Origin of the sequence: Chitinophaga parva (assembly GCF_003071345.1) — a bacterium.
GTDB lineage: Bacteria > Bacteroidota > Bacteroidia > Chitinophagales > Chitinophagaceae > Chitinophaga > Chitinophaga parva.
This window is the reverse complement of sequence record NZ_QCYK01000003.1, coordinates 997,016-1,019,240: the sequence shown is the minus strand read 5'-3', so window position 1 is coordinate 1,019,240 and position 22,225 is coordinate 997,016. Positions and strand designations below refer to the sequence as shown.

The following is a 22,225-nucleotide window of genomic DNA, read 5'->3' as shown; positions in this document are numbered from 1 at the left end:
GCAGGAGCAAAGATCCCCAGGCGGGCAGTATAAAAAACGGGCAGGTAAAAATCAATTTACCTGCCTGTTTGGTTTATTGGATTGCTTGCAGTTGCTATACGGTAATGCCACGTTCCTGTGCCAGCTGGCGGAACAGGGCCTTTTCTTTTTCACTCAGGTTGGTGGGCACCTGCACCATCACTTTGATGAAGAGGTCACCGGCCTGGTTGGGGTGATGGTAGTCCGGCATACCTTTGCCTTTGAGGCGGAATACCTTACCGCTGTTAGTGCCTTCGGGAATGGTCATGTTAATGGCGCCACCAGGCAGGGTTACCTGCGCTTTACCCCCCAGCAGGGCCACGTAAAGATCTACCGGGGCGTCGGTGTAAATATCCTGTCCTTTCAGTTCAAAACGGTTATCCGGCGCCACCTGTATGGTAATGAGCAGGTCTCCCGGCTCGCCACCACTGCGGCTTTCCTGGCCTTTGCCTTTGAGGCGGATCACCTGGCCGTTTTGCAGGCCGGGTTTCAGTTTAATGCTCAGGCGGGAGCCATTTACTTCCACCTGGCGGCTGCCACCTTTGTAGGCATCTTCCAGGCTTACTTCCATCGTGGCGTTAAGGTTATTGCCCTTCTGCGGGCCCCTTGCCTGCTGCCTGCGACCACCGGTACCGCCTCCAAAGCGCTGCCCGAAGAGGGCTTCAAAGAAGTCGGAGAACTGGCCACCTTCTTCCTCGCCACCGCCGAAGTTGTAGCTGTAAGAATGGCCGCCACCATAGGCATTGCCGCCAAAATTGCTCCAGTCAAAATCTTCCGGGCGGCCACCACGCTGCTCGTAGTGCTGCCAGTCGGACCCAAACTGGTCATATTTCTTGCGTTTTTCGGCATCGCTGAGCACTTCGTAAGCTTCATTGGCTTCCTTGAACTTTTCCTCCGCGGCCTTGTCACCCGGATTTTTATCAGGGTGGTACTTTTTGGCCATTTTGCGGTAGGCCTTCTTTATTTCGTCGTCGGAAGCGGACTTCTCAACGCCCAGGATTTTATAGTAATCTTTTACGTTCATAAGGTCGTGTTAATGGGCCGGTCATAGGGAAATTGGCCCGGCTAAACACTGCAATAGCTATGCCGGGGAGAGGCCGCCTGCAAAAATGTCTGGTCTGCCATCTTACCCATTCAGGCTCAATGCCGGCAGCGCATTCTCCTCACATAAAAGTTGCATTTTTACTGTAAAATTGTCTGCGTCAACGAAAACTGTTTGCCCGTGTCAATTTGTTTTGTATTTTTCGCTGACAATTAATAAGATGAATCCCTTGACGCCTGATTTGATTGAAACCGTGAAAGATTTTACCGGTTTCTTTACCGAACTATCCAATGCCCTTCAACAACCGATCCCGGACCATCACTTGTCGTCCACAGAACTGACGGTATTGCAAGCTATTAGCCAGCAGGACAATTGCCGGTCGAGCACCCTCATCCAGCAATTGCGCATTGACCCCGGCTACCTGAGCCGTATGCTGAAATCCTTTGAGGCCGAGCAACTGGTAAGCCGCCGCAAAGTGCCCAACGATGCGCGCACCCAGTACATCCAACTCACCGGGAAAGGCAAAAAACTGCTGGCGGTAGCCGCGGAACACCAGGACACGCAGGTGATCAATCTCCTGAAGCCCGTGCCGGAGGCCCGTCACGAGCACCTGGTCCATGCCATGCACACCATCCAGGATGTATTCCGGCAAAAGGACGGCAACATGGAGCCCGATGTGCAACACGACATCGTATTCCGCCACTCCCTGGAGCCCGGCGACCTGGGTTACCTCATCTACCTGCACGGCAGTGTGCTGGGCCCTGAGCTGGGTTACAACCAGACCTATGAGCCGCACGTGATCAAGGAGTTCAACGATTTCATGCAGACCTACAACCCGGTGAAAGACCGCATCTGGCTGGCCACTTACAAAGGCCAGATCGTAGGTGCCGCTGCCATCCTGGCCCAGAGTCGCCACCTTGCCCAGCTACGCTGGTTCTTCGTGCACCCTGAGCACCGTGGTAAAGGGGTGGACATGCATATTATGCAGGATGTACTGGCCTTCTGCAAAGACAAGTTGTACCAGAAGATCAACATGTTCACCACCAACGAGCAACCTGCCATGACAGAACTGCTCGAAAATGTAGGCTTCAAGAAAAGCGGGGAAAAGTACACACAGCTGTTTGGCAAATATGTGTACGAACAAAGATTTGATAAAGATCATTACTGGAGTTGAGAGGCACGGATGTATCCATCCCCATTCAAGGACAGACCACCCATCAGATCCGACCTCCGATTTTAAGTGCACAAGGTTCGTAAAACAATTTTTCAAAAGCCGGGCATCCAGTGCCTGGCTTTTTGTTTTTGGTAAATCCACTTTTTTTTCGTCAATTGAAATGCGTGACTGCAAGGCACACCACTTGCAAAATGAAAACAGTACCTCGAATTACCATCATCACAGATAGCCCACCCGGGAAGTTCCACCTGTTTGAAAATTGAAATTGGAATTTCCCTGAAGTTGGAAATTGTTTTTAGAAATTATTTTCTCTCCGATGGAATCATCAAAACTACAGTTCAACAAGAATGAAGATGCCCTGAAACTGGCCACCAGTGCCATGAAAACGAAGTTGGGCGAAATTGCCCACGGGGGCGGCAAAAAAGCATTGGAAAAAGTAAGACAACGTGGCAAGCTCACTGCCCGCGAACGGATTGAATACCTCATTGATCCCGGTTCTCATTTCATGGAGATCGGCGCCTTTGCAGCCTACGAAATGTATGCGGAGCAGGGTGGTTGTCCTGCTGCCGGCACCGTAGGCGGTATTGGGTATGTGAGTGGCCGTCAATGCGTGATCGTTGCCAATGATATGACGGTAAAGGCAGGCGCCTGGTTCCCCATGACGGGCAAGAAAAACCTGCGCCTCCAGGAAATAGCCATGGAAAACCACCTGCCCATCATTTACCTGGTAGACAGTGCCGGCGTATACCTGCCCATGCAGGACGAGATCTTTGCAGACAAAGAACATTTTGGACGCGTATTCCGCAACAACGCCCGCATGAGTGCCATGGGCATTACGCAGATAGCTGCCGTGATGGGCAGTTGCGTAGCAGGCGGCGCCTACCTTCCCGTGATGAGTGACGAGATCCTGATGGTAGAAGGCAACGGTTCTATTTTCCTGGCGGGCCCTTACCTGGTGAAAGCCGCCATTGGTGAAGATGTGGACGCGGAAACCCTGGGTGGTGCCATTACCCATACCAGCATTTCCGGGGTGGCCGATTATAAATTTGCCAATGACCAGGAATGCCTGGATCATATCAAAAAGATCATGCACCGGCTGGGAAAGCCCGCCAGTGCAGGGTTCGACCACATTGCCCCCCTGGCGCCCAAGGCCCCCAGCACAGACATTTACGGCGTGATACCCGCAGATAGCACCCGCCCTTACGATATGCACGACCTCATTGCCCACATCGTGGACGACGGCGTGTTTGATGAATACAAGGAAGATTACGGCAAAACCATTTTATGCGGGTATGCACGCATAGAAGGATGGGCTGTAGGCATCGTGGCCAACCAGCGCAAAATGGTAAAGAACAAAAAAGGGGAAATGCAAATGGGTGGCGTGATCTACAACGATAGCGCCGACAAGGCAGCCCGCTTTATCATGAACTGCAACCAGAAAAAGATCCCGCTGGTATTCCTGCAGGACGTTACCGGCTTCATGGTGGGCAGCCGCAGCGAGCACGCCGGCATTATCAAGGACGGCGCAAAACTCGTGAATGCCGTGGCCAACTCTGTGGTGCCCAAGATCACCGTGATCGTGGGAAATTCTTACGGGGCAGGCAACTACGCCATGTGTGGCAAAGCCTACGATCCCCGCTTCATCTTTGCATGGCCCAATGCCAAAATAGCCGTAATGGGAGGGGAGCAGGCTGCCAAAACCCTGTTGCAGATCCAGGTAGCCACCCTCAAAGCCAAAGGGGAAACCATTACCCCGGAGGCAGAGCAAAAACTACTAACGGAGATCACTACACGCTATAATGAGCAGACCACTCCCTACTATGCCGCCGCCCGCCTCTGGGTAGATGAGATCATTGATCCGGCAGATACCCGCAAGATCATTGCCCAAAGCCTGCAGGCCGCCAACCAGGCGCCTTTGGAGCAGGCTTTCAATGTGGGTGTGATACAGGTGTAGCGGGTGTTAGCAGGTATTATGTAGTAAGTATAAGTACGGAGAAGTGGATGTTTGCTTTGATCATGTACTCCAAAATGTTATTTTTGCGCCCGCTCAAATTTGTACGGTGCAGTAAGGATTACATCATACTTACTACACAATACCTCTACAATTTAATTCATGTCGCAACTGATCATATATACCGATGGTGCATCCCGCGGCAATCCAGGCCCGGGTGGTTATGGCGTGGTGATGATCTGGGGCAAGGTCCAGAAGGAACTATCGCAGGGCTACCGCAATACCACCAACAACCGCATGGAGCTGATGGGCGTCATTGCCGCCCTGGAAGCCCTGAACCGCGAAGGACTGGACATCATCCTTTACACAGACAGCCAGTACGTAGTAAATGCCATTGAAAAAGGATGGCTCTGGAACTGGCAACGCACCAACTTCAAGGACAAAAAGAACCGCGACCTTTGGGAACGCCTCATTCCTTTGCTCAAAAAGCACAAGATCCGCTTCCAGTGGGTAAAAGGCCACGCCACTAATGAAGGCAACATCCGCTGCGACCAGTTAGCCACCCAGGCCGCCGATAACGGTCCTCACCTGGCTGACTGGGGTTTTAAAAATGATGCCTAGCGCTGCTGCGCAGCGCGTACACCGCTATTTCAACCCCTCAATCGTCCCGCTAAAATGGCCCGTCAGGGAAACCGTATCATACGCCAGGGCGTAATCAATTACAAAATGGGTGGGATTGGTCTTGTGAATGGTCAGTGTACCATCCAGTAGTTTCGTGAGGGTTTTATGGGTAGAGTCTTTATAGCTCACCTGTGCCATCAGCATGCTGTTGTAGCTGGCGGGGGAGGATGAATCGTAAGGCTGGTAGCTCCAGGGCGTTACCAGCGAGTCCACGGCAAAGATCACGCGGGGGCTCGTGGAGTCATTGACATTCCCGTTGCTGAGGGTCAGCACCTGGTATGCGGTACCGGCGGTAACCGCAGTGGCCACAGGGGTGCCGTACATGGTACCATTCAGCGAAAAGGCATTCGGCAAGGTAGTATCCTGTGCCTTATGGCAGGCAGCAAATACCCCCACAATGGCAACGACGGCGATGATTACTTTAATATTCTTCATGTTGTGATTCAGCACTTGTTGACGGGTTCGGTACGCTTCCGTTTTGGATGTTGCAAAATTAAAGGGGACGCCCCATGCAGCCAACCGCGACTGCAATGGAATTGTCTTTTTCTTGTTAAATAATCGTAAAGAATACAAAAAAGAGCACTCCGGGCGGGCCCGGGTGCTCTCGTTCGACTGTTGCTATAACGTTATAAATATAGGTTTATTTCGAATGCGTGTCAAAAAAATTATGGATTCGCAAACAGCAGGATGGACCCGCTGTCATTGAACAGCTCCAGGCGCCCCTCGCTTACCTCAAAACGGGTAGCCTGGTCCAGGAGCTTAAAGTACTTATTTTCCACGTCCAGGTTAGGGCAGGCCATCTTGGTGGAGATCAGCGGGGAGAAATGCAGTTTATCGCCCGTAACGGTGAAGGTACCGCCCATCCCGTTGCAGCCACCATTGCCGCTTACACGGTGGTCCGATTTGCCAAAGCGGATAGCGGGGATGCGGTGCATGCCGGCGGTGTCAACCAGCTCCCCCTGCATGCTCACCAGCCTCCAGTCCTTGTCGTACAGCAGGGAGGGATTTTCAGAAGTAGCATTGGAAGTGGCGCCAGTGGCGGATTTGGAGTGGGAGCAGGCTGTCCAGGTACTTACGGCGGCCAGCAAACATCCCATCACGAACATTCTTTTCATACGCGGGGTTTTAATGTTGTTTTACAAAACACCCGATAGGCGCTGCAAATTCCCGGCCATTTGACTATAAATAGGACGGGTAAACGCCATAAAAAGATCCTGGGGCGGCGGGGGCGGCACGTCCCTGTTCTGCAACAGCTTGCGCTGCGCATCATCCAGCACCCGGTCATCTCCTTTAAAAATGGCAAACTGGTTTTGCCAGGTAAAGCTGCCCGGCAGACGGTCCTGGGAGATCATGCGGTTACTACCCTGCGCTACCAGCTGATAGTCCATCATACCCTTGGTGATCACCGTGCGGGTAATGGTGGTGAGCGTGCCTCTTACCGTGATGTGGCGTTCCAGGTATTTGCCGGTGCTGTCTTGCTGGTTCAGTTGTACCACCACATCCCTGCTCAGGTCCTGTGCGTAACGGTCTGTGTGGGTTTCGCCCACTACAAAGTCGAAGAACTGCATCTGCAGCCAGGCATCCGGGCGGATATTGTTGGTGGTCAATTCAGATTCATCATAATAGCGTACAAAGCGTCCCATGTCACTGGCATTCTTCAGGTCATTGACCAGCGAATTGCGGAACTGGTCTACCGTGAACTGGTAGTAAGGAGAACGAACCTCGATGCGGCTTACGATCACGTTGGTCACGCCTTCGGCAAATGCCTGGTCGCGCAGGGCAGCGGCGTCTTTATAATCACGTTGCTGCGCCAGGCAGGCCACAAATTCATCGAAAGCCTGGCGGGAAGCGCTTTTGTTGTTTTGCTGCAATAAAGCCACGCCACGCTGGTAGCGAACATCCGCGGCATTCTGCCGGGCACCTGAAATATCAGCGGAATAATCTTTGGGCGTCACCACGCCCAGTGCGGCCGGGCTGGTGTGGATCGCGTTATACAATGCCTGCATGGCACGGTATTCCTGCTTGATGCCTTCCCATTTCAGGGCATCGTTAGACACCAGGTAGCGGTTCACCACTGCCTCGTGTGAGGCCAGGGACTGGTTGTAGGCTTCCCGCAACAGGCGCAGGGCGGTTTCATCCTGCGGGCGTTGCTGCAGTTTCTTTACAAAGGCATTCACCGCCTCGTCATAGCGGCCTTTATTGTATAATTTTTCACCGCTCTTACAGGCAAAAAGCAACAGGAGCGCAAGTGCAGGGAGCAGGAGGGACTTTCTGAGTACGGGAAACATGCAGGTACGTTGATAGGTATGATTCAGGGTGCCAAAATAGTATTTTAAGTTTAAACCACCCACAAAAGCATTAAAACTAATTATAATTTGTCACTGGCCCGGAATTAGTAATTTGTGTTGTCATGATTCAACCCGCCATTTACCGTTTTGAAACCAACTGGCAGTTGCAGGCGTCCCTGCCCGCCGTGTGGGATGTCATTTACGCCACGGAGCAATGGCCCACGTGGTGGAAAGGCATTCTCTCCGTAACGAACCTTTGCCCGGCGGATGCCGATGGCCTGCATGCGGTGAACGCCTATGCATTGCGTAGCCGCATGCCTTATGTGCTGCGTTTCAACCTGGAACTGCTAGCGGAAATACCTTACACACTGCTGCGCTGCGCCTGTACCGGCGACCTGGAAGGGGAGGGGATCTTTCACATCACGGCGGCGGATGGGATTGTAAATGTGAAGTATAACTGGAACGTATGTACGAAAAAGCGATGGATGAATGTCCTTGCGCCATTGGCCAGGCCTTTCTTTCATGCAAACCACCGGGAGGTGATGCGCTGGGGCGCGGAAGGACTGGCGGCAAAGCTGGGGGTAGCTTTGGTGGGATTTTCATCGCGGCCGTGATCCCCGCAACAACGTAAGATGAAAGTGGGAAATGATTGAGCAGAGAATTGCCTGCCCGCCAATTCTCCATAGCAAAAGGCCGCCCCAACCGGGACGGCCTTTTGCTATGTCTTTATACTTTATAATTCCTTCTCAGTTCCCGGTCTGCTTCACGTTCCTTAATAGTGTCCCGCTTATCATGCAGCTTCTTTCCTTTACCCAGGCCAATTTCCATTTTGGCAAGGCCCTTGTCATTGATGAAGATCCGCAGCGGGATAATGGTATAGCCGCGTTCTTTCATCTTCTGCTGCCACTTGCGCAACTCTTTTTTGGTGAGCAGTAACTTACGTTCCTGCAGGGGAAGGTGGTTTGCCGTGGTGCCAAAGGAATATTCTGCAATGTGCAGGCTCTTTACCCACAGCTCATCCCGGTCAAAGAAACAGAAGGAATCGTTAAAGCTCACCTTACCCGCGCGGATGGATTTGATCTCCGTGCCGGTAAGTACCATGCCTGCGATGTATTTGTCTTCAATCGCATATTCATAGTAAGCCGATCTGTTCTTTAATTCCAGTTTTTTCATAAAATGTACACTGCCGGCGGCAGGTATTAGTGTGCAAACAACTGCAGCAGTACCGTCAGTTGTTGTTTAAGTTCTTTACGGTCTACGATCTTGTCCAGGAAGCCGTGCTCCAGCAGGAATTCTGCGCTCTGGAAACCAGGGGGCAGGTCTTTGCGGATGGTTTCCTTAATGATGCGGGGGCCGGCAAAACCAATGAGGGCGCCGGGTTCCGCCACATTCAGATCACCCAGCATTGCGTAAGAGGCAGTAACACCACCGGTGGTGGGGTCTGTCATCAGTGAAATGTAGGGGATCCTGGCATCCGCCAGCTGGGTAAGCTTGGCCGATGTTTTGGCCATCTGCATCAGGGAGAAAGCACTTTCCATCATACGGGCGCCGCCGGATTTGGAAATGATGAGCAGGGCCTTTTTGTGGGCAATGCAATAATCAATGGCACGGGCAATCTTTTCTCCCACCACAGAGCCCATAGAACCACCAATGAAGGAGAAGTCCATACAGGCCACCACCAGGCCATAACCACCTACTTCGCCATGCGCCACGCGCATGGCATCCGTAAGGCCGGATTTTTTCTGCGCTTCCACCAGGCGCTGGTCATACGGTTTCAGGTCCTTGAAGCCCAGGAAATCCTTAGGGTAAATGTTAGCGAAAAGCTCAGCGCCTTTCTTATCGTCAAATATAATTTCGAAGTATTCTTTAGAGTCAATGCGGTTGTGAAAATTGCAGTTCGGGCACACATAGTAGTTTTCCCGGAGGTCACGTACGGTGTAGGTTTTCTTACAGCTAGGACATTTATGCCATAATCCGTCCGGTGCTTCTTTCTTTTCACTGGTAGATGTAGAGATGCCTTGTTTAATGCGTTTAAACCAGCTGGACATATGTTAATATTGAGTTACGAATACGTAAAGGCGTGCAAGATACGAATAAATTCATAGACAGCCATTCATATTCTTATTTTGGTGACGAAACAGATTGATTTCAAATACATTATGGGTTTCAATTGGCAAATCTACGTTATTTGTCGCGCAATCTCATATTATGTTCGCAAACAATATATAAATATCATTATATATTACCGGGCCTTAGGTGTTGTGCCCTGGGTCTTAGGTAGCAAGGAAAAGCCCCACGCTGGCAAAACAACGTGGGGCTTATAGCTTGGATGCATTTATGCGTTACGGTTAATGCAGTTCAGGTCCTGGAATGCTTCTTCCAGGCGTTTTACGAAGTTTTCTTCGCCCTTACGCAGCCATACGCGCGGATCGTAGTATTTTTTGTTCGGCTTGTCTGCACCTTCGGGGTTGCCCAGCTGTGACTGCAGGTAGCCTTCTTTGGATTTGTAGTAATGCAGGATGCCTTCCCAGAATGCCCATTGCATATCAGTATCAATGTTCATCTTGATCACACCGTAGGTCAGCGCTTCCGCGATCTGGTGTTTAGGAGAGCCGCTACCGCCATGGAATACATAGTACACGGGCTTTTCAGCGGTTTTATGTTTTGCCTGGATAAAGTCCTGGCTGTTCTTCAGGATCTCGGGACGCAGTTCCACGTTACCAGGCGTGTACACGCCATGCACGTTACCGAAAGCTGCCGCGATGGTGAACAGGGGGCTCACTTCAGACAGGGTTTCGTAAGCCAGGGCTACGTCTTCCGGCTGGGTATACAACTTGGAGTTGTCTACACCACTGTTGTCCACACCATCTTCTTCACCGCCGGTTACACCCAGTTCAATTTCGATGGACATGCCCAGGGGGGCCATGCGCTGGAAATATTTCTTGGAAGTTTCAATGTTTTCGTGGATGGGCTCTTCAGACAGGTCCAGCATGTGGGAGGAGAAGAGGGGCTGGCCGGTTTGCTTTTTAAATGCTTCACCAGCGTCCAGCAGGCCATCGATCCAGGGCAGCCATTTGGCGGCAGCGTGGTCGGTATGCAGTACTACGGGCACACCATAATACTTGGCCACCTCGTGCACGTGCTTGGCACCGGAAATGGCACCTGAAATGTTTGCTTGCAGTTTGTCATTCGGCATACCTTTGCCCGCAAAGAATTGCGCGCCACCGTTGGAGAACTGAATAATTACCGGAGAGTTCACTTTAGCGGCTGTTTCCAGCACTGCATTAATGGAATCAGTACCGATTACGTTTACTGCAGGCATTGCAAAACCTTGTGCTTTCGCATCATTGTACAGCGCTTTCAGCTCATCGCCGAATAATACGCCAGCTCTGTATTTTCCCATGTTTCTTCGTTTAAAGGAAAGCAAATATATAATCCTTGCCGGCAAAATGCAAATCTGGCAGGAATGTTTCGAAAACGTCCAAATTGGCGGGCATGCAATTTCCCGCCCGTCATTTCCAACTTTCAAATACCGGGGCATGTGGCAGTTATCTTTTATATTTATACCCAAATACCTGCTATGAAACAGTTGCACACCTTCCTTGTAGCCCTGCTCATACTGGCCACTGCCTGCAATTCCCGCAAGCCGGCCGACCTGCTGGTGTATAACGCGCATGTATATACGATAGACAGCGCATTCTCCACCGCAGAAGCCATCGTGATCCAGGGCGGGCACGTGGTAGCTACCGGCACTACGGCCGGCCTCCAGGCCCGCTTTGACCCGCAGAACACCATTGATGCCAAAGGAAAATTCATCTACCCCGGGTTCATAGACGCCCACGCGCATTTCCTGGAATATGGCAAATCCCTTTATGCCGTAAACCTCTACGGCGCCAATAGTTTTGAGGAAGTGACCGCACGCGTAAAAGCCTTTGCAGCTGCGCATCCCGGAGAAACATGGATCACCGGCAACGGGTGGGACCAGAACCGCTGGCCCGGCAAGGCCTTCCCGGATAATAAAGTGCTCAATGATCTATTCCCGGATAAACCCGTGGTACTCTCCCGGGTGGATGGCCACGCCGTGCTGGCCAATGCCAAAGCCCTGGAACTGGCCGGCATCAAGGCCGGCGACAAAATAGAAGGCGGCAGCATTGAGACCAGTAACGGTGTGCTGACCGGCGTGCTGGTGGATAATGCCGCGCACCGTATGGAAGCCGTGGAGCCTGCGGCCAATAAAGCGTTGCTTGAAAAATGGCTGGGTGCTGCGCAAACCAATTGCTTTGCACAGGGCCTCACGATGATCACGGATTGCGGCCTGGAGGTGGATGCCATTAATATGATGGATGCCTTGCAGCAGGAAGGCAAACTGAAAATGCGCCTGTATGTAATGATGTCTGACGATAGCGCCAATTACGCTTATTACCTGCACCGCGGCCCTTACAAAACAGACCGCCTGTATGTGCACGGCGTAAAAGTGTATGCAGATGGAGCACTGGGCAGCCGGGGCGCCTGCCTGTTGCGGCCCTACAGCGACAAGCCCGGCTGGAATGGTTTCCTGCTGAGCAGCCCTGCACATTTCGATTCCATTGCAAATATGCTTTCCACCACGGAGTTCCAGATGTGTACCCACGCCATTGGCGATTCCGGTAACCGTACTATCTTAAATATTTACAATAAATACCTGTCCGGTAAAAATGATAAACGCTGGCGCATAGAGCACGCGCAGGTTGTGGATCCGCAGGACTTTGCCCTGTTTGGCCAGGCCAGCATCATCCCTTCCGTGCAACCCACCCACGCTACCAGCGATATGCGCTGGGCCGGTGAAAGGCTGGGCGAGGAGCGGCTCAAAGGTGCTTATGCTTACCAGCAGTTGCTGAAACAAAATGGCTGGCTGCCCCTGGGCACAGACTTCCCCGTGGAAGATATATCTCCCTTCAAAACCTTCCTGGCAGCGGTTTTCCGGCAAGATACCAGCGGCTATCCCGCAGGCGGTTTCCAGATGGAAAATGCCCTGACCCGGGAACAGGCCCTGCGCGGCATGACCATCTGGGCCGCCAAAGCAGACTTCCTGGAAACAGAAGTAGGCAGCCTGGAGCCCGGTAAGAAAGCGGATTTCATCATCCTGGACCAGGACCTGATGAAGGTGGATGCCAAACAAGTATTGCAAACCAAGGTACTCGCCACTTTCATTGGCGGGGAAAAAGTATTTGACAAAGAATGAGCGAAGTAAGAACCCTGTATGCCTTGCCAGCCAAGGCTTTCCAGGCCCTCAGCGGCCCCGGTGCCGATCCGTCCAAAGGCGCTGTTGCACATGCCCGTTTCCAGGGCAGTGCAGATGCATTACTGTTCCTGCTGGACAAAATACTGATCAGTGATGAGGATACGGAGATCCTGGTGAATGCTATTTTTTATCCCGATGCTTTCATCGGTGAAGCGCAGGACATTGATTTCAGCAACTGGAATGCAGCCCACTTTGAAGCACTGGGCGATGCCATTGAAGAAGGCCTGCACTATCAATCACCGGATGTAGTAGCGCAGATCCGCGACCTGCTGCATACACTGGATGAAGTGCAGGTGGAGGATGCATATGATGCGGAGGAACTTAATGAGAATGATATTTACCCCGGCGAGTGGACAGATGACCTGAAGGAAGGGAAGCTGTATAACATGCTGCACCTGGTTAATGATTTCCTGGTGTTAAAAGAGCTGATGGAAAAAGCGTATAAGCATGACTGTTATATAGTGTGCCAATGATACATAACCTCCCCTTATGACAATACTCACCTTCAGTCTCATTCTCCTGGCTGGCGCTTACCTGGCCGGTTTGCTCGGCTCCCTTACCGGGCTGGGTGGCGGCGTGGTGGTCATTCCACTGCTTACCCTGGCCTTTGGCGTGGACATCCGCTACGCCATCGGGGCAGCGCTGCTCGCCTCCATTGCCACTTCCAGCGGGTCTGCCAGTGCATATGTAAAGGAAGGCATTACCAACATGCGGCTGGGTATGTTCCTGGAAATAGCCACTACCATAGGCGCCGTGCTGGGTGCGCTGATAGCCGTGTATACCCCTACCAACACCATTGCCATTCTTTTTGGTATAGTGCTGATCTTTTCCGCCATCATGACGTTAAGAAAAAAGAACGAGCAGGCACTCACCACCGGCAGTAAGTGGGCGGGCATCCTCAAACTTAATAACACATACCCAACAGACCACGGAGAAGTGGCCTACCAGTTGAAGAACGTAGGCGCCGGCTTTTCCATCATGACGCTGGCCGGCATTATCTCAGGCCTGCTGGGCATTGGCTCCGGCGCATTAAAAGTACTGGCTATGGACACGGCCATGCGCATCCCATTCAAAGTGAGCACTACCACCAGTAATTTTATGATCGGCGTCACCGCAGCGGCAAGCGCGGTGGTGTACCTGCAACGTGGGTACGTGGACCCCGGGCTCGCATTTCCGGTAATGCTCGGTGTATTGGCCGGTGCTTTCACCGGTTCCAAACTGCTGATGCGCATGAACACCAGGGCGCTGCGCCTCATCTTTTGCGTAGCCATCACCTTTGTAGCCATAGAGATGATCTATAACGGCTACCAGCACAAGTTTTAACGTTAAACCGGTTACACATGGAAAAGAAAAACCGCAGCTGGAAAGATACGGATGTAGAACAACTGGTGGGGCAACTGCTGCGCTATGGCGTACTCACGGCCTGCCTTGTAGCTTTTATCGGCGGGGTTTGTTATCTTATGATGAAAGGTAATTTACCGGTGCCCGCCTACAATGTCTTTAAAGGGGAAACCAATGGCTACACCACCTACAGCGGCATTTTCCACGGGGCAGTGACCGGCAGTTCCCCGGAGATCATCCAGTTAGGCGCACTGTTGCTCATTGCTACGCCCATTCTCCGCGTGGCATTTTCACTCGTGGGCTTTGTTTTGGAAAAGGACAAGCTGTATATCGGCATTACGTTGCTGGTATTGCTGGTAATGATGACCAGCATTTTCGGTGGGCTGAAGGGATAACGCGCTGGCCGCTTATCCTGCCACCTGGCCCCAATAGCCGGGCGTTTGCAACAAATGACTGCCATACCAGGAAAACATTTCCCCATCCACCAGCTTGATGATGGCGCCGGGAAATATATCGTGCATCTCTGCCATATGTTTCTCCCCAAATGGATAAGGCTCCGATGAAAGCAGTACCAGGTCGCAATCTACCTTGCGCAGCTGCTCCGTGGTAAAAACAGGATAGCGGCTTTCTTTTGCAAATACATTTGTAAACCCATACTGGTCCAGTATGCAATCAATGAACGTGTTCGAAGCCGCTACCATCCAGGGGTTACGCCAGATGAAGTAAGCCACCCGCCTGCGTTTGGTGCCTGCCACAGCTACTGCCAGCTGCGCAAAGCGCTGCATAATTTCGTTCACGATCTCCTGTGCTTTTTCCGCGCGGCCGGTGAGCGCGCCCACCCGCAGCATCATATCACCCGCATCCGGCAAGGTTTGTATATCGCTCACCCACACAAGGAATTCCTTTTCCAGTGCTTCAATCTGTACCTGCTCATTCTCCTCCTTGTTGGCAATGACCAGGTCCGGTTGCAACTGGCGGATGGTCTCTATATTCAGCTGCCTGGTGCCACCCACCCGGGTCTTGCTACGGAACCACGCCGCCGGGTGGATGCAGAACTTAGTAATGCCTACCACTTCCGCTTCCAGGCCCAGTGCATGCAGCAGCTCCGTTTGCGATGGCACCAAAGAAACAATGCGCCTTGGCGGGAAACCCAGGCGCACAGTGCGTTGTAATTGATCGGTGAATATTTTCATAGCATTTGTACCAGGTACCATGTACATCATTTAACTTCCTAACGCCTGTATAATATCATACTTCGTTACAATGTGATAGTTACCACTGTCATCCTTCGTAAGTACCGCACCATTTTCTTTGTTGATGTAGGAAGATAATTTCTCAATGGGCGTATCCATCCCTACCAGCGGAAATGCAGGCTGCATCACGGTTTTCACGGCAGCCTCTTTAATGTTGGCGTCGTCAATGAGGCGCAGGAACAAGCCGTTTTCAGATACGGAACCTATCACATCGCCGTTTTGCAGCACGGGAATATGTTCAATGTCGAACTTCTTCATTTTGGCGATGGCGTCGCTCACTTTTTCATCCGGTCTGATGGTCACCAGGGGCTTGCCGGCGCGGGCGCCTACTACATCTTTCACGGTCTTTACATCCAGGAAACCCCGTTCCATCATCCACTGGTCGTTGTATACTTTGCCTACATAGCGGCTGCCGTGGTCATGGAAGATCACTACCACTACATCAGCAGGCTTCAACTGGCTTTTCAGCTGCATAAGGCCTGCCAGGGCGGATCCGGCGGAGTAACCCACAAAGATGCCTTCTTCCTTGGCAATGCGGCGCGCCATCACGGCGCCGTCTTTATCCGTCACCTTTTCAAACTGGTCTATCACGTCCATGTCATAGTTCTCCGGTACAAAGTCTTCCCCAATGCCTTCCGTAATGTAAGGGTATACTTCACTCATATCCAGCTCACCGGTTTCAAAGTATTTTTTCAGCAGGGAGCCGTAGCTGTCTATGGCCCACACTTTAATATCCGGATTTTTTTCCTTCAGGTATTTGCCGGTGCCGGTAATGGTGCCTCCGGTGCCGGTGGCCACTACCAGGTGGGTGATCTTTCCATCCGTTTGTTCCCAGATCTCGGGGCCCGTTTGCTCATAGTGCGCATCGCGGTTGGCCAGGTTATCATATTGATTCACGTACCAGGAATTGGGCACTTCTTTGGCCAGGCGCTTGCTCACGGAGTAGTAGGAGCGGGGATCTTCCGGCTCCACGTTGGTGGGGCACACGATCACCTCTGCGCCCAGCGCTTTGAGGATGTCCATCTTTTCCTTGGACTGCTTATCTGTGGTGGTAAAAATGCATTTGTAACCTTTGATCACCGCTGCCAGGGCCAGCCCCATGCCGGTATTGCCGGAAGTGCCTTCAATGATGGTGCCGCCGGGTTTCAGGCGCCCGTCTGCTTCTGCCACTTCCACCATTTTAATGGCCATGCGGTCTTTAATAGAATTACCGGGGTTAAAGAATTCCACCTTGGCCAGCACCGTGCAGGGCAGGGCTGCCGTGATCTTATTCAGCTTTACCATCGGGGTATTGCCAATGGTATCAAGGATGTTGTTGCAAATTTTCATAATGGAAAAATGATTCCTTGCGAATGTAGTGAAATTGTACAAAGTAGGGCGTACAGCATACCGCGACGTCATTTCCGCTCCAGGAGGTACATTGTAGGCTGTACATTGTACGTTGTACGCGAAACACTACCTTTGCGTCCATGAACAGCATTTTTATCACAGGGATAGGTACCGGTGTGGGAAAGACCATTACTGCCGCCTGCGTTACCGAAGCCCTGCAGGCCGACTACTGGAAGCCCGTGCAGACCGGCCTGATGGAAGGTACCGACCGCGATACCGTGAAAGCGTTGATCAGCAACAATTTTACGATCTGCCACCCGGAGCTGTACAAGCTCAAAGCGCCCGCCAGTCCGCACCTGGCAGCCCGCATGGAAGGTGTCACCATCCAGTTGCGCCCCATCGTGGAGCAGGCCAGAAAGCACCAGCCCGTGGTACGTCCCCTGGTGATAGAAGGCGCCGGCGGCATCCTGGTACCACTTAATGAAGACCAGTTCATGCTGGACATGGTATTGCAACTGCAGGCGCGCGTGATCATTGTGGCCCAGAACTACCTGGGGAGCATTAACCACGCTTTGCTGACCGCGGAGATCCTGCGGGCAAAAGGCGCTCCGGTGATGGGTTGGATCTTTAACGGCCCGGAAAACAGCAACGAAAACGACATTGTGCGCTGGAGCAGGTACCCCAAACTGGGGCGCATCCCGTTTGCAGACCACATAGACAAAGCTTTTGTAAAAGCGCAGACGTTTAATTTCGGATAAGCCATGCCTACTAAAAAAGACCTGCGCATCACTTACCTGGAAAAGCGGCTCAATCTCCCCGCTACGGCTGCTGCCACTGCCAATGCCGCTATCCTGCAACACTGCATGGACCTCGATTACAGCAGCATGCGCTATGTGCACCTGTTCCTGCCCATTGATGCAAAAAAAGAGGTGGACACCCGGCCCCTGGCCCAATGGTTGCGGGAGGCCCATCCGCAGGTTAATTTAGTTTTATCTAGCACAGACATGCAAACCAGTCAAATGCTGCATTATCTTTGGGATGCGCATACCGTGCTGACCACCCATCGCTACGGTATGACGGAACCCGCGGGAGGCACGCTGGTGGCGCCTTCCAGCATAGACCTGGTATTTGTGCCCCTGCTGGCGTTTGACCTCCGGGGCCACCGGGCCGGCTACGGTAAGGGCATGTATGACCGTTTTTTGCAGCAATGCCGCCCGGATGTACTGACCGTTGGCCTCAGCCAGTTTGACCCGGTGCCGGCCATCGATGATGCCGGTCCCTGGGATGTACGGCTGAAGATGGCCATCACGCCGCAGGCGATTTATGATTTTAAAAGCTAAATGAACGTGCTCAGATATTTGAAGTTCCTGCTGTACCCCTTTTCTTTGCTGTATGGCCTTATCATGTGGCTGCGCAACCGCTTATACGACTCCAAAGTGCTTACGGCCGTGGAGTTTAGCCTGCCAGTGATCGCCGTAGGCAACTTATCAATGGGGGGCACCGGCAAGAGCCCGCATGTAGAGTACCTCATCCGGCTGCTGAAAGACGTATACCGGGTGGCCACGCTGAGCCGCGGCTACCAGCGCCGCACCAGGGGCTACGTGCTGGCAGGTGCCCGCAGCACGGCCAATGACATCGGGGATGAGCCCATGCAGTTCCACCGCAAATTCCCCGACATTACGGTGTGTGTAGGCGAGGAGCGCATGCTGGCCATTCCGCAGTTGGTGAGCGATGTACCCGATACCCAGGTGATCCTGCTGGACGATGCTTTCCAGCACCGCTCGGTGAAACCGGGGCTCAACATCCTCCTGACCGATTACAGCCGCCGCTTCACGAAAGACCACGTGGTGCCCTTTGGTTACCTGAGAGAAGGCCGGAAAGGTTACCTCCGGGCCAATGTGATCATCGTGAGCAAATGCCCGCCAGACCTGGGTAAGGAAGAAATGGACGCCATCCGCCGGGAGATTGCGCCCCAGCCCGGTCAGCAATTGTACTTCACGGCCCTGCAGTACGGCCAGTTGTATGATCTTTTTACCGCAGAGCCCTTTGACCCGGGGCAATACGATGCGGTACTGGTGGTGGCCGGCATAGCCCGCCCGGAGCCGTTGCTGCGGCATCTACAGCAATCGTTCAAAAAGGTGTTCCTCCTGCCTTTTGCCGATCATTATTATTACGGACCTGCAGACGTGGCAAAGATCCGGAAAGAGCTGGACGACCTGCCCGGTGCACGCAAACTGGTGATCACGACCGAGAAAGACGCCGTGCGCCTGCACCTGCTGCAGCAGGAGATTGAAGCAGCAGGGCTCACCATCGCGGTGATGCCCATAGAAATTTCCTTCCTGGATCAGGCGGGAGATTCATTTAATAATTATATTTTTGATTATATAGCAAATACGCTGATCTCGGCCTCGGCGGAACAGAATGCTTAACACACGGGCCCGGGAATGCAACAAACATAGAGGGCCGTGTCACTAACAACTAATACCAAGCGAACATCCCAATGTCAAGAAACAAGAACAAAAAAAAGAATACAAATCGGGGCAGTCATAACCATCACCAACAGCGTCATCATCAGCAGCAACACAATAATTCCTCGGGCCAGACCTACACTGGCAAGTTAGAAATTACCCGTTCCGGCATGGCCTTCGTGATCGTAGAAGGCGTGGAGCGCGATATTATGGTAAGACCCCATGATCTGAACACTGCGCAAAATGGCGATGAAGTAACCGTAAAGGTGGTCCACCAGGGCAAAGGCCGTATGGAAGGAGTGATCACCCAGGTGAACACCCGCAAGAAGAGCGAATTTACCGGCACCCTCCAGGTGAGTGACAACTTTGCTTTCCTCGTGTCTGAACGCAATGCAACGCTGCCCGATATTTATATTCCCCTCTCTGCGCTGAAAGGCGGTGTGAACGGGGATAAGGCCCTGGTAAAGATCACCAGCTGGGGCGGTGAGTCCGGCAAAAGCCGCAAGCCCTCCGGGGAAGTGGTAGAGATCCTGGACGCCCGCAACGCCGGTGATATGGCCATGAAAGAGATCCTGCTGGACAATGGCTTTATCCTCAACTTCCCCGATGAAGTGATGGAAGAAACCAACAAACTGCCCCAGGAAATACCCCAGGAAGAAGTAGCCAAACGTAAAGATTTCCGCAAGGTAACCACCTTCACCATAGACCCTTACGACGCCAAAGACTTTGATGACGCCATTTCCATCCGCCTCCTCAAAACAGGTAACTATGAAGTAGGCGTGCACATTGCAGATGTAAGCTATTATGTGCGCCCCGGCTCCGCCCTGGACGCAGAAGCCTACAAACGCGCTACCAGCGTGTATTTGCCGGATCGCGTGCTACCCATGCTGCCGGAAAAGATCTCCAACGAGCTTTGCTCCCTGCGCCCGCATGAAGATAAGCTCACTTTCTCCGCCATGTTTGAAATGACGGCAGACGGGAAAGTGAAGAACAAATGGATAGGCCGCACCGTGATCCACTCCGACCACCGCTTCACCTACGAAGAAGTGCAGGAAGTCATTGAATCCGGCAAAGGCCCCCATTATCGCAATGAGATCCTGCTGCTCAATAACATGGCCCGCCAGCTGCGGGCAGATCGCTTCCGCAATGGCGCCATCAACTTCTCATCCACGGAAGTGAAATTCCAGCTGGACCCTGACGGCAAGCCCATTGGCGTAATACTGAAAGAAAGTAAGGAAGCCCACCAGCTCATTGAAGAACTCATGCTGCTGGCCAACCGCACCGTGGCAGAATACGTAAGCAGCCTGCGGGTGAATGGCCAGCCCGTGCCCTTCCCATACCGCGTGCATGATAACCCGGATGAAGAGAAACTGAAGATATTCTCCGTGTTCGCCCTGCAGTTTGGCTATAAATTCGATATGCATACACCGGAGACCATTGCCGCCTCCTTCAATAAAATGCTGCAACTGGCGCATGGCCGCCCCGAGCAGCACGTGCTGGAAACCATGGGCATCCGCACCATGGCCAAAGCATCTTACACGACGTCAAACATTGGCCACTATGGCCTGGGCTTTGAACATTACGCCCACTTCACATCACCCATCCGCCGCTATCCGGACGTGCTGGTGCACCGCGTGATCCAGGAATGCCTGAACAACGAAGTGCGCCCCGACCCTGAAATGGATGCCAAGTGCAAACACTGCTCTGAAATGGAACGCAAGGCCATGGAAAGTGAGCGCGCCGGCAACAAATACAAGCAGGTGGAATACATGCAGCAGTTCATTGGCGATACTTTTGCCGGCGTGATCAGCGGCGTGAGCAACTTCGGTTTCTGGGTAGAGACCGTAGATACCAAGTGCGAAGGCCTGGTAAGCATCCACAGCCTCACCGCCAAGGACGATTTCCGCTACAACGAAAATGAATACGCCCTGGTGGGTGCTAATACCGGCATCAAATTCTCCATCGGTGATAAAGTAAAGATCAAGGTAGTAGCCGCTAACCTGGATAAACGCCAGCTGGACTACGACCTGGACGAACCTGGCTATGGCCGCGCCCCCGGCGATGTAATGCGCACCAACGTAGGCCGCCAGCAACCGCAGCACAAGCACAAACAAAAGCCCAAGCCACTGGCCGCTCCCCAGGAACAGGAAGCAGAAGCGGAAGCAGTGGAGCAACAGCAGGAGCAGGGCCTCAGCGAAGCTGAACGCGAACGCCGCCGCCAGCGCAACCGCGAACGGAAGAAAAAGCGCCGTGATAAAAAACGCGAGTATAAAGCCCAGGAAGGCGAGCAACAGGAACAAGCCGAAAACCAGCCACAGCGCCCCGTTTCCGGCAAACCGTTGCAGGGCCAGGCACAACCCATCAGCGGCCAGGAGCCAGCGCCCAAGCTGTCCAAGAATCAAAAGCGCAAGCTGCGTGAAAAGGCCCGTAAACAACGCGCCATGGAAGAAGCACGCCTGGCCAGGGAAGCCGCAGCCGCTGCTGGTACTCCTGCTGCACCAGCACCCGTGGAAGCCACACCCGCACCAGCCACTAAGACCAAAGGCAAGGACAAGGGTAAGGAAAAAGCAGCACCGGTAGTAGCCACACCAGCTAAGAAAGCCACCAAACAGGCCGTTAAAAAAGCCGCCCCCGTGGAAGAAGAACCGGTGAAGAAAACTGCCGCTAAAAAGGCTACCAAAGCCGCAGAAGCCCCGGCTAAGAAAACCAAGGCCACAGCAGCCGCACCGGAAAAAGCCGCGAAAGAGGACCTGAAAAAGGTAAAACCAAAATCCAAAGCTATTCCGGCCAAGCAACTGAAAGAAGCAGCCAAATTTGAAAAGGCCGTGGCAAAAACGGCTAAAGCAGCCACCAAAGCCGCTACCACCAAAGCTGCCAAAACAGAAGAGAAAAAAGCAGCAGCCGTTGCTACCGCTAAAAAGCTGAAAGCCAAAACAGTAGCCACCACTGCGGAAAAAACTGCCAAAGCCGCTCCGAAAAAAGCCGAACCGGCCAAAAGAGCCGCTGCGAAAAAGGTGAAAGAAGCGCCAAAGAAAAAGGTAACCAAAACCACCGCCGCTAAAAAGGAAACGCCGAAGAAAGCTACCGCACCGGCCAAGAAAGCCGTAACTGCGAAAAAGGCCACCAAAGCCGCTCCGAAAAAAGCCGCAGCCAAAACCACGGCCAAGGCCCCCGCTAAAAAAGCGGCCGCCAAAAAAGCTGCTGTAAAGGCCGCGAAACCCGCTTCCAAAGCAGCCGCAAAGAAAGCTACTGCCAAGCCAACAGCCAAAGCCGCCACAAAAACAACCTCCAGGGCCAAGCCCAAAGCAGCTGCCAAGAAAGCCGCGAAACCCGCGCCTAAAGCCGCCGCCAAAAAAGCAGCCGTGAAGAAAAAGAAATAACCTTCCACCAGGAAGTCCC

Annotated in this window: 21 protein-coding genes; 12 read left to right on the top strand and 9 right to left on the bottom strand. The window is 52.8% G+C overall.

Annotated features, from left to right (window positions below; all coding sequences use genetic code 11):
• Positions 1–94 precede the first annotated feature (94 nt).
• A complete protein-coding gene (locus DCC81_RS23335; RefSeq protein WP_108689066.1) occupies positions 95–1,042 on the bottom strand; it encodes a DnaJ C-terminal domain-containing protein in 948 nt (315 codons plus the stop codon).
• A gap of 247 nt (positions 1,043–1,289) precedes the next feature.
• Between DCC81_RS23335 and DCC81_RS23330 the strand changes: the two genes are divergently transcribed.
• The 3 genes from DCC81_RS23330 to rnhA all read left to right on the top strand — a co-directional run bounded on the left by DCC81_RS23330 (position 1,290) and on the right by rnhA (position 4,806).
• Positions 1,290–2,234 carry a bifunctional helix-turn-helix transcriptional regulator/GNAT family N-acetyltransferase gene (locus DCC81_RS23330; RefSeq protein WP_165806709.1) on the top strand — a complete coding sequence of 315 codons (945 nt, stop codon included), beginning with the start codon at positions 1,290–1,292 and terminating at the stop codon, positions 2,232–2,234.
• 316 nt (positions 2,235–2,550) lie between these two features.
• Entirely contained in the window at positions 2,551–4,188 is a 1,638-nt protein-coding gene (locus tag DCC81_RS23325) for an acyl-CoA carboxylase subunit beta (protein WP_108689064.1), read from the top strand.
• Between the two features lie 159 nt (positions 4,189–4,347).
• A complete protein-coding gene (gene rnhA / locus DCC81_RS23320) occupies positions 4,348–4,806 on the top strand; it encodes a ribonuclease HI (protein WP_108689063.1) in 459 nt (152 codons plus the stop codon).
• Between the two features lie 24 nt (positions 4,807–4,830).
• Here the strand turns inward: rnhA and DCC81_RS23315 are convergent, their stop codons facing one another.
• The 3 genes from DCC81_RS23315 to DCC81_RS23305 form a co-directional block, all read right to left on the bottom strand.
• Positions 4,831–5,301 (bottom strand): hypothetical protein, encoded by a 471-nt coding sequence (locus DCC81_RS23315; protein WP_133177779.1) that lies wholly within the window; start codon positions 5,299–5,301, stop codon positions 4,831–4,833.
• 230 nt (positions 5,302–5,531) lie between these two features.
• Entirely contained in the window at positions 5,532–5,981 is a 450-nt protein-coding gene (locus DCC81_RS23310) for an META domain-containing protein (RefSeq protein WP_108689061.1), read from the bottom strand.
• A gap of 21 nt (positions 5,982–6,002) precedes the next feature.
• On the bottom strand, positions 6,003–7,154 hold the full coding sequence (locus DCC81_RS23305) for a tetratricopeptide repeat protein (protein WP_133177778.1): 1,152 nt from the start codon (positions 7,152–7,154) through the stop codon (positions 6,003–6,005).
• A 122-nt stretch (positions 7,155–7,276) separates the two neighbouring features.
• On the opposite strand from DCC81_RS23305, the gene DCC81_RS23300 reads away from it, so the two are divergent.
• The gene (locus DCC81_RS23300; protein ID WP_108689059.1) at positions 7,277–7,768 is read left to right on the top strand and encodes an SRPBCC family protein; all 492 of its coding nucleotides are present in this window, start codon (positions 7,277–7,279) and stop codon (positions 7,766–7,768) included.
• A 112-nt stretch (positions 7,769–7,880) separates the two neighbouring features.
• Here the strand turns inward: DCC81_RS23300 and smpB are convergent, their stop codons facing one another.
• The 3 genes from smpB to fbaA form a co-directional block, all read right to left on the bottom strand.
• A complete protein-coding gene (smpB, locus tag DCC81_RS23295; RefSeq protein ID WP_108689058.1) occupies positions 7,881–8,327 on the bottom strand; it encodes an SsrA-binding protein in 447 nt (148 codons plus the stop codon).
• A 26-nt stretch (positions 8,328–8,353) separates the two neighbouring features.
• On the bottom strand, positions 8,354–9,202 hold the full coding sequence (gene accD / locus DCC81_RS23290; protein ID WP_108689057.1) for an acetyl-CoA carboxylase, carboxyltransferase subunit beta: 849 nt from the start codon (positions 9,200–9,202) through the stop codon (positions 8,354–8,356).
• A 287-nt stretch (positions 9,203–9,489) separates the two neighbouring features.
• Positions 9,490–10,557: a class II fructose-bisphosphate aldolase gene (gene fbaA, locus DCC81_RS23285; protein WP_108689056.1), complete on the bottom strand. Its 1,068-nt coding sequence runs from the start codon at positions 10,555–10,557 to the stop codon at positions 9,490–9,492.
• 177 nt (positions 10,558–10,734) lie between these two features.
• Between fbaA and DCC81_RS23275 the strand changes: the two genes are divergently transcribed.
• The 4 genes from DCC81_RS23275 to DCC81_RS23260 are packed head-to-tail and all read left to right on the top strand — an operon-like array spanning position 10,735 to position 14,171.
• Entirely contained in the window at positions 10,735–12,375 is a 1,641-nt protein-coding gene (locus DCC81_RS23275; RefSeq protein ID WP_108689054.1) for an amidohydrolase, read from the top strand.
• A complete protein-coding gene (locus tag DCC81_RS23270; protein WP_108689053.1) occupies positions 12,372–12,908 on the top strand; it encodes a DUF1877 family protein in 537 nt (178 codons plus the stop codon). Before DCC81_RS23275 ends, DCC81_RS23270 begins: the two co-directional genes overlap by 4 nt.
• A gap of 16 nt (positions 12,909–12,924) precedes the next feature.
• Positions 12,925–13,758, top strand: coding sequence for a sulfite exporter TauE/SafE family protein (locus DCC81_RS23265; protein ID WP_108689052.1), 834 nt, complete (start codon positions 12,925–12,927; stop codon positions 13,756–13,758).
• A gap of 17 nt (positions 13,759–13,775) precedes the next feature.
• The gene (locus DCC81_RS23260) at positions 13,776–14,171 is read left to right on the top strand and encodes a DUF1634 domain-containing protein (protein WP_108689051.1); all 396 of its coding nucleotides are present in this window, start codon (positions 13,776–13,778) and stop codon (positions 14,169–14,171) included.
• 12 nt (positions 14,172–14,183) lie between these two features.
• On the opposite strand, the gene DCC81_RS23255 is transcribed toward DCC81_RS23260, so the two are convergent.
• Both DCC81_RS23255 and DCC81_RS23250 read right to left on the bottom strand, forming a co-directional pair.
• A complete protein-coding gene (locus tag DCC81_RS23255) occupies positions 14,184–14,969 on the bottom strand; it encodes a helical backbone metal receptor (protein WP_108689303.1) in 786 nt (261 codons plus the stop codon).
• A 30-nt stretch (positions 14,970–14,999) separates the two neighbouring features.
• Positions 15,000–16,358 carry a pyridoxal-phosphate dependent enzyme gene (locus DCC81_RS23250; protein ID WP_108689050.1) on the bottom strand — a complete coding sequence of 453 codons (1,359 nt, stop codon included), beginning with the start codon at positions 16,356–16,358 and terminating at the stop codon, positions 15,000–15,002.
• Between the two features lie 140 nt (positions 16,359–16,498).
• On the opposite strand from DCC81_RS23250, the gene bioD reads away from it, so the two are divergent.
• The 4 genes from bioD (at position 16,499) to rnr (ending at position 22,206) form a co-directional block, all read left to right on the top strand.
• A complete protein-coding gene (gene bioD / locus DCC81_RS23245; RefSeq protein ID WP_108689049.1) occupies positions 16,499–17,116 on the top strand; it encodes a dethiobiotin synthase in 618 nt (205 codons plus the stop codon).
• A gap of 3 nt (positions 17,117–17,119) precedes the next feature.
• Entirely contained in the window at positions 17,120–17,698 is a 579-nt protein-coding gene (locus DCC81_RS23240) for a 5-formyltetrahydrofolate cyclo-ligase (protein WP_108689048.1), read from the top strand.
• Positions 17,699–18,787, top strand: coding sequence for a tetraacyldisaccharide 4'-kinase (gene lpxK / locus DCC81_RS23235; RefSeq protein WP_240613055.1), 1,089 nt, complete (start codon positions 17,699–17,701; stop codon positions 18,785–18,787).
• A 71-nt stretch (positions 18,788–18,858) separates the two neighbouring features.
• Positions 18,859–22,206 carry a ribonuclease R gene (gene rnr / locus DCC81_RS25755; RefSeq protein ID WP_205686415.1) on the top strand — a complete coding sequence of 1,116 codons (3,348 nt, stop codon included), beginning with the start codon at positions 18,859–18,861 and terminating at the stop codon, positions 22,204–22,206.
• Positions 22,207–22,225 lie beyond the last annotated feature (19 nt).

What these genes read in the sequence shown, in the direction of transcription:
- lpxK (WP_240613055.1), top strand. Translation starts at nt 17,699, where the DNA reads ATGAACGTGCTCAGATATTTGAAGTTCCTGCTGTACCCCTTTTCTTTG.
- DCC81_RS23335 (WP_108689066.1), bottom strand. Translation starts at nt 1,042, where the DNA reads ATGAACGTAAAAGATTACTATAAAATCCTGGGCGTTGAGAAGTCCGCT.
- DCC81_RS23300 (WP_108689059.1), top strand. Translation starts at nt 7,277, where the DNA reads ATGATTCAACCCGCCATTTACCGTTTTGAAACCAACTGGCAGTTGCAG.
- DCC81_RS23250 (WP_108689050.1), bottom strand. Translation starts at nt 16,358, where the DNA reads ATGAAAATTTGCAACAACATCCTTGATACCATTGGCAATACCCCGATG.
- DCC81_RS23260 (WP_108689051.1), top strand. Translation starts at nt 13,776, where the DNA reads ATGGAAAAGAAAAACCGCAGCTGGAAAGATACGGATGTAGAACAACTG.
- DCC81_RS23265 (WP_108689052.1), top strand. Translation starts at nt 12,925, where the DNA reads ATGACAATACTCACCTTCAGTCTCATTCTCCTGGCTGGCGCTTACCTG.
- DCC81_RS23325 (WP_108689064.1), top strand. Translation starts at nt 2,551, where the DNA reads ATGGAATCATCAAAACTACAGTTCAACAAGAATGAAGATGCCCTGAAA.
- DCC81_RS23255 (WP_108689303.1), bottom strand. Translation starts at nt 14,969, where the DNA reads ATGAAAATATTCACCGATCAATTACAACGCACTGTGCGCCTGGGTTTC.
- DCC81_RS23240 (WP_108689048.1), top strand. Translation starts at nt 17,120, where the DNA reads ATGCCTACTAAAAAAGACCTGCGCATCACTTACCTGGAAAAGCGGCTC.
- fbaA (WP_108689056.1), bottom strand. Translation starts at nt 10,557, where the DNA reads ATGGGAAAATACAGAGCTGGCGTATTATTCGGCGATGAGCTGAAAGCG.
- DCC81_RS23315 (WP_133177779.1), bottom strand. Translation starts at nt 5,301, where the DNA reads ATGAAGAATATTAAAGTAATCATCGCCGTCGTTGCCATTGTGGGGGTA.
- DCC81_RS23305 (WP_133177778.1), bottom strand. Translation starts at nt 7,154, where the DNA reads ATGTTTCCCGTACTCAGAAAGTCCCTCCTGCTCCCTGCACTTGCGCTC.
- DCC81_RS23310 (WP_108689061.1), bottom strand. Translation starts at nt 5,981, where the DNA reads ATGAAAAGAATGTTCGTGATGGGATGTTTGCTGGCCGCCGTAAGTACC.
- smpB (WP_108689058.1), bottom strand. Translation starts at nt 8,327, where the DNA reads ATGAAAAAACTGGAATTAAAGAACAGATCGGCTTACTATGAATATGCG.
- accD (WP_108689057.1), bottom strand. Translation starts at nt 9,202, where the DNA reads ATGTCCAGCTGGTTTAAACGCATTAAACAAGGCATCTCTACATCTACC.
- DCC81_RS23270 (WP_108689053.1), top strand. Translation starts at nt 12,372, where the DNA reads ATGAGCGAAGTAAGAACCCTGTATGCCTTGCCAGCCAAGGCTTTCCAG.
- rnr (WP_205686415.1), top strand. Translation starts at nt 18,859, where the DNA reads ATGTCAAGAAACAAGAACAAAAAAAAGAATACAAATCGGGGCAGTCAT.
- DCC81_RS23275 (WP_108689054.1), top strand. Translation starts at nt 10,735, where the DNA reads ATGAAACAGTTGCACACCTTCCTTGTAGCCCTGCTCATACTGGCCACT.
- bioD (WP_108689049.1), top strand. Translation starts at nt 16,499, where the DNA reads ATGAACAGCATTTTTATCACAGGGATAGGTACCGGTGTGGGAAAGACC.
- rnhA (WP_108689063.1), top strand. Translation starts at nt 4,348, where the DNA reads ATGTCGCAACTGATCATATATACCGATGGTGCATCCCGCGGCAATCCA.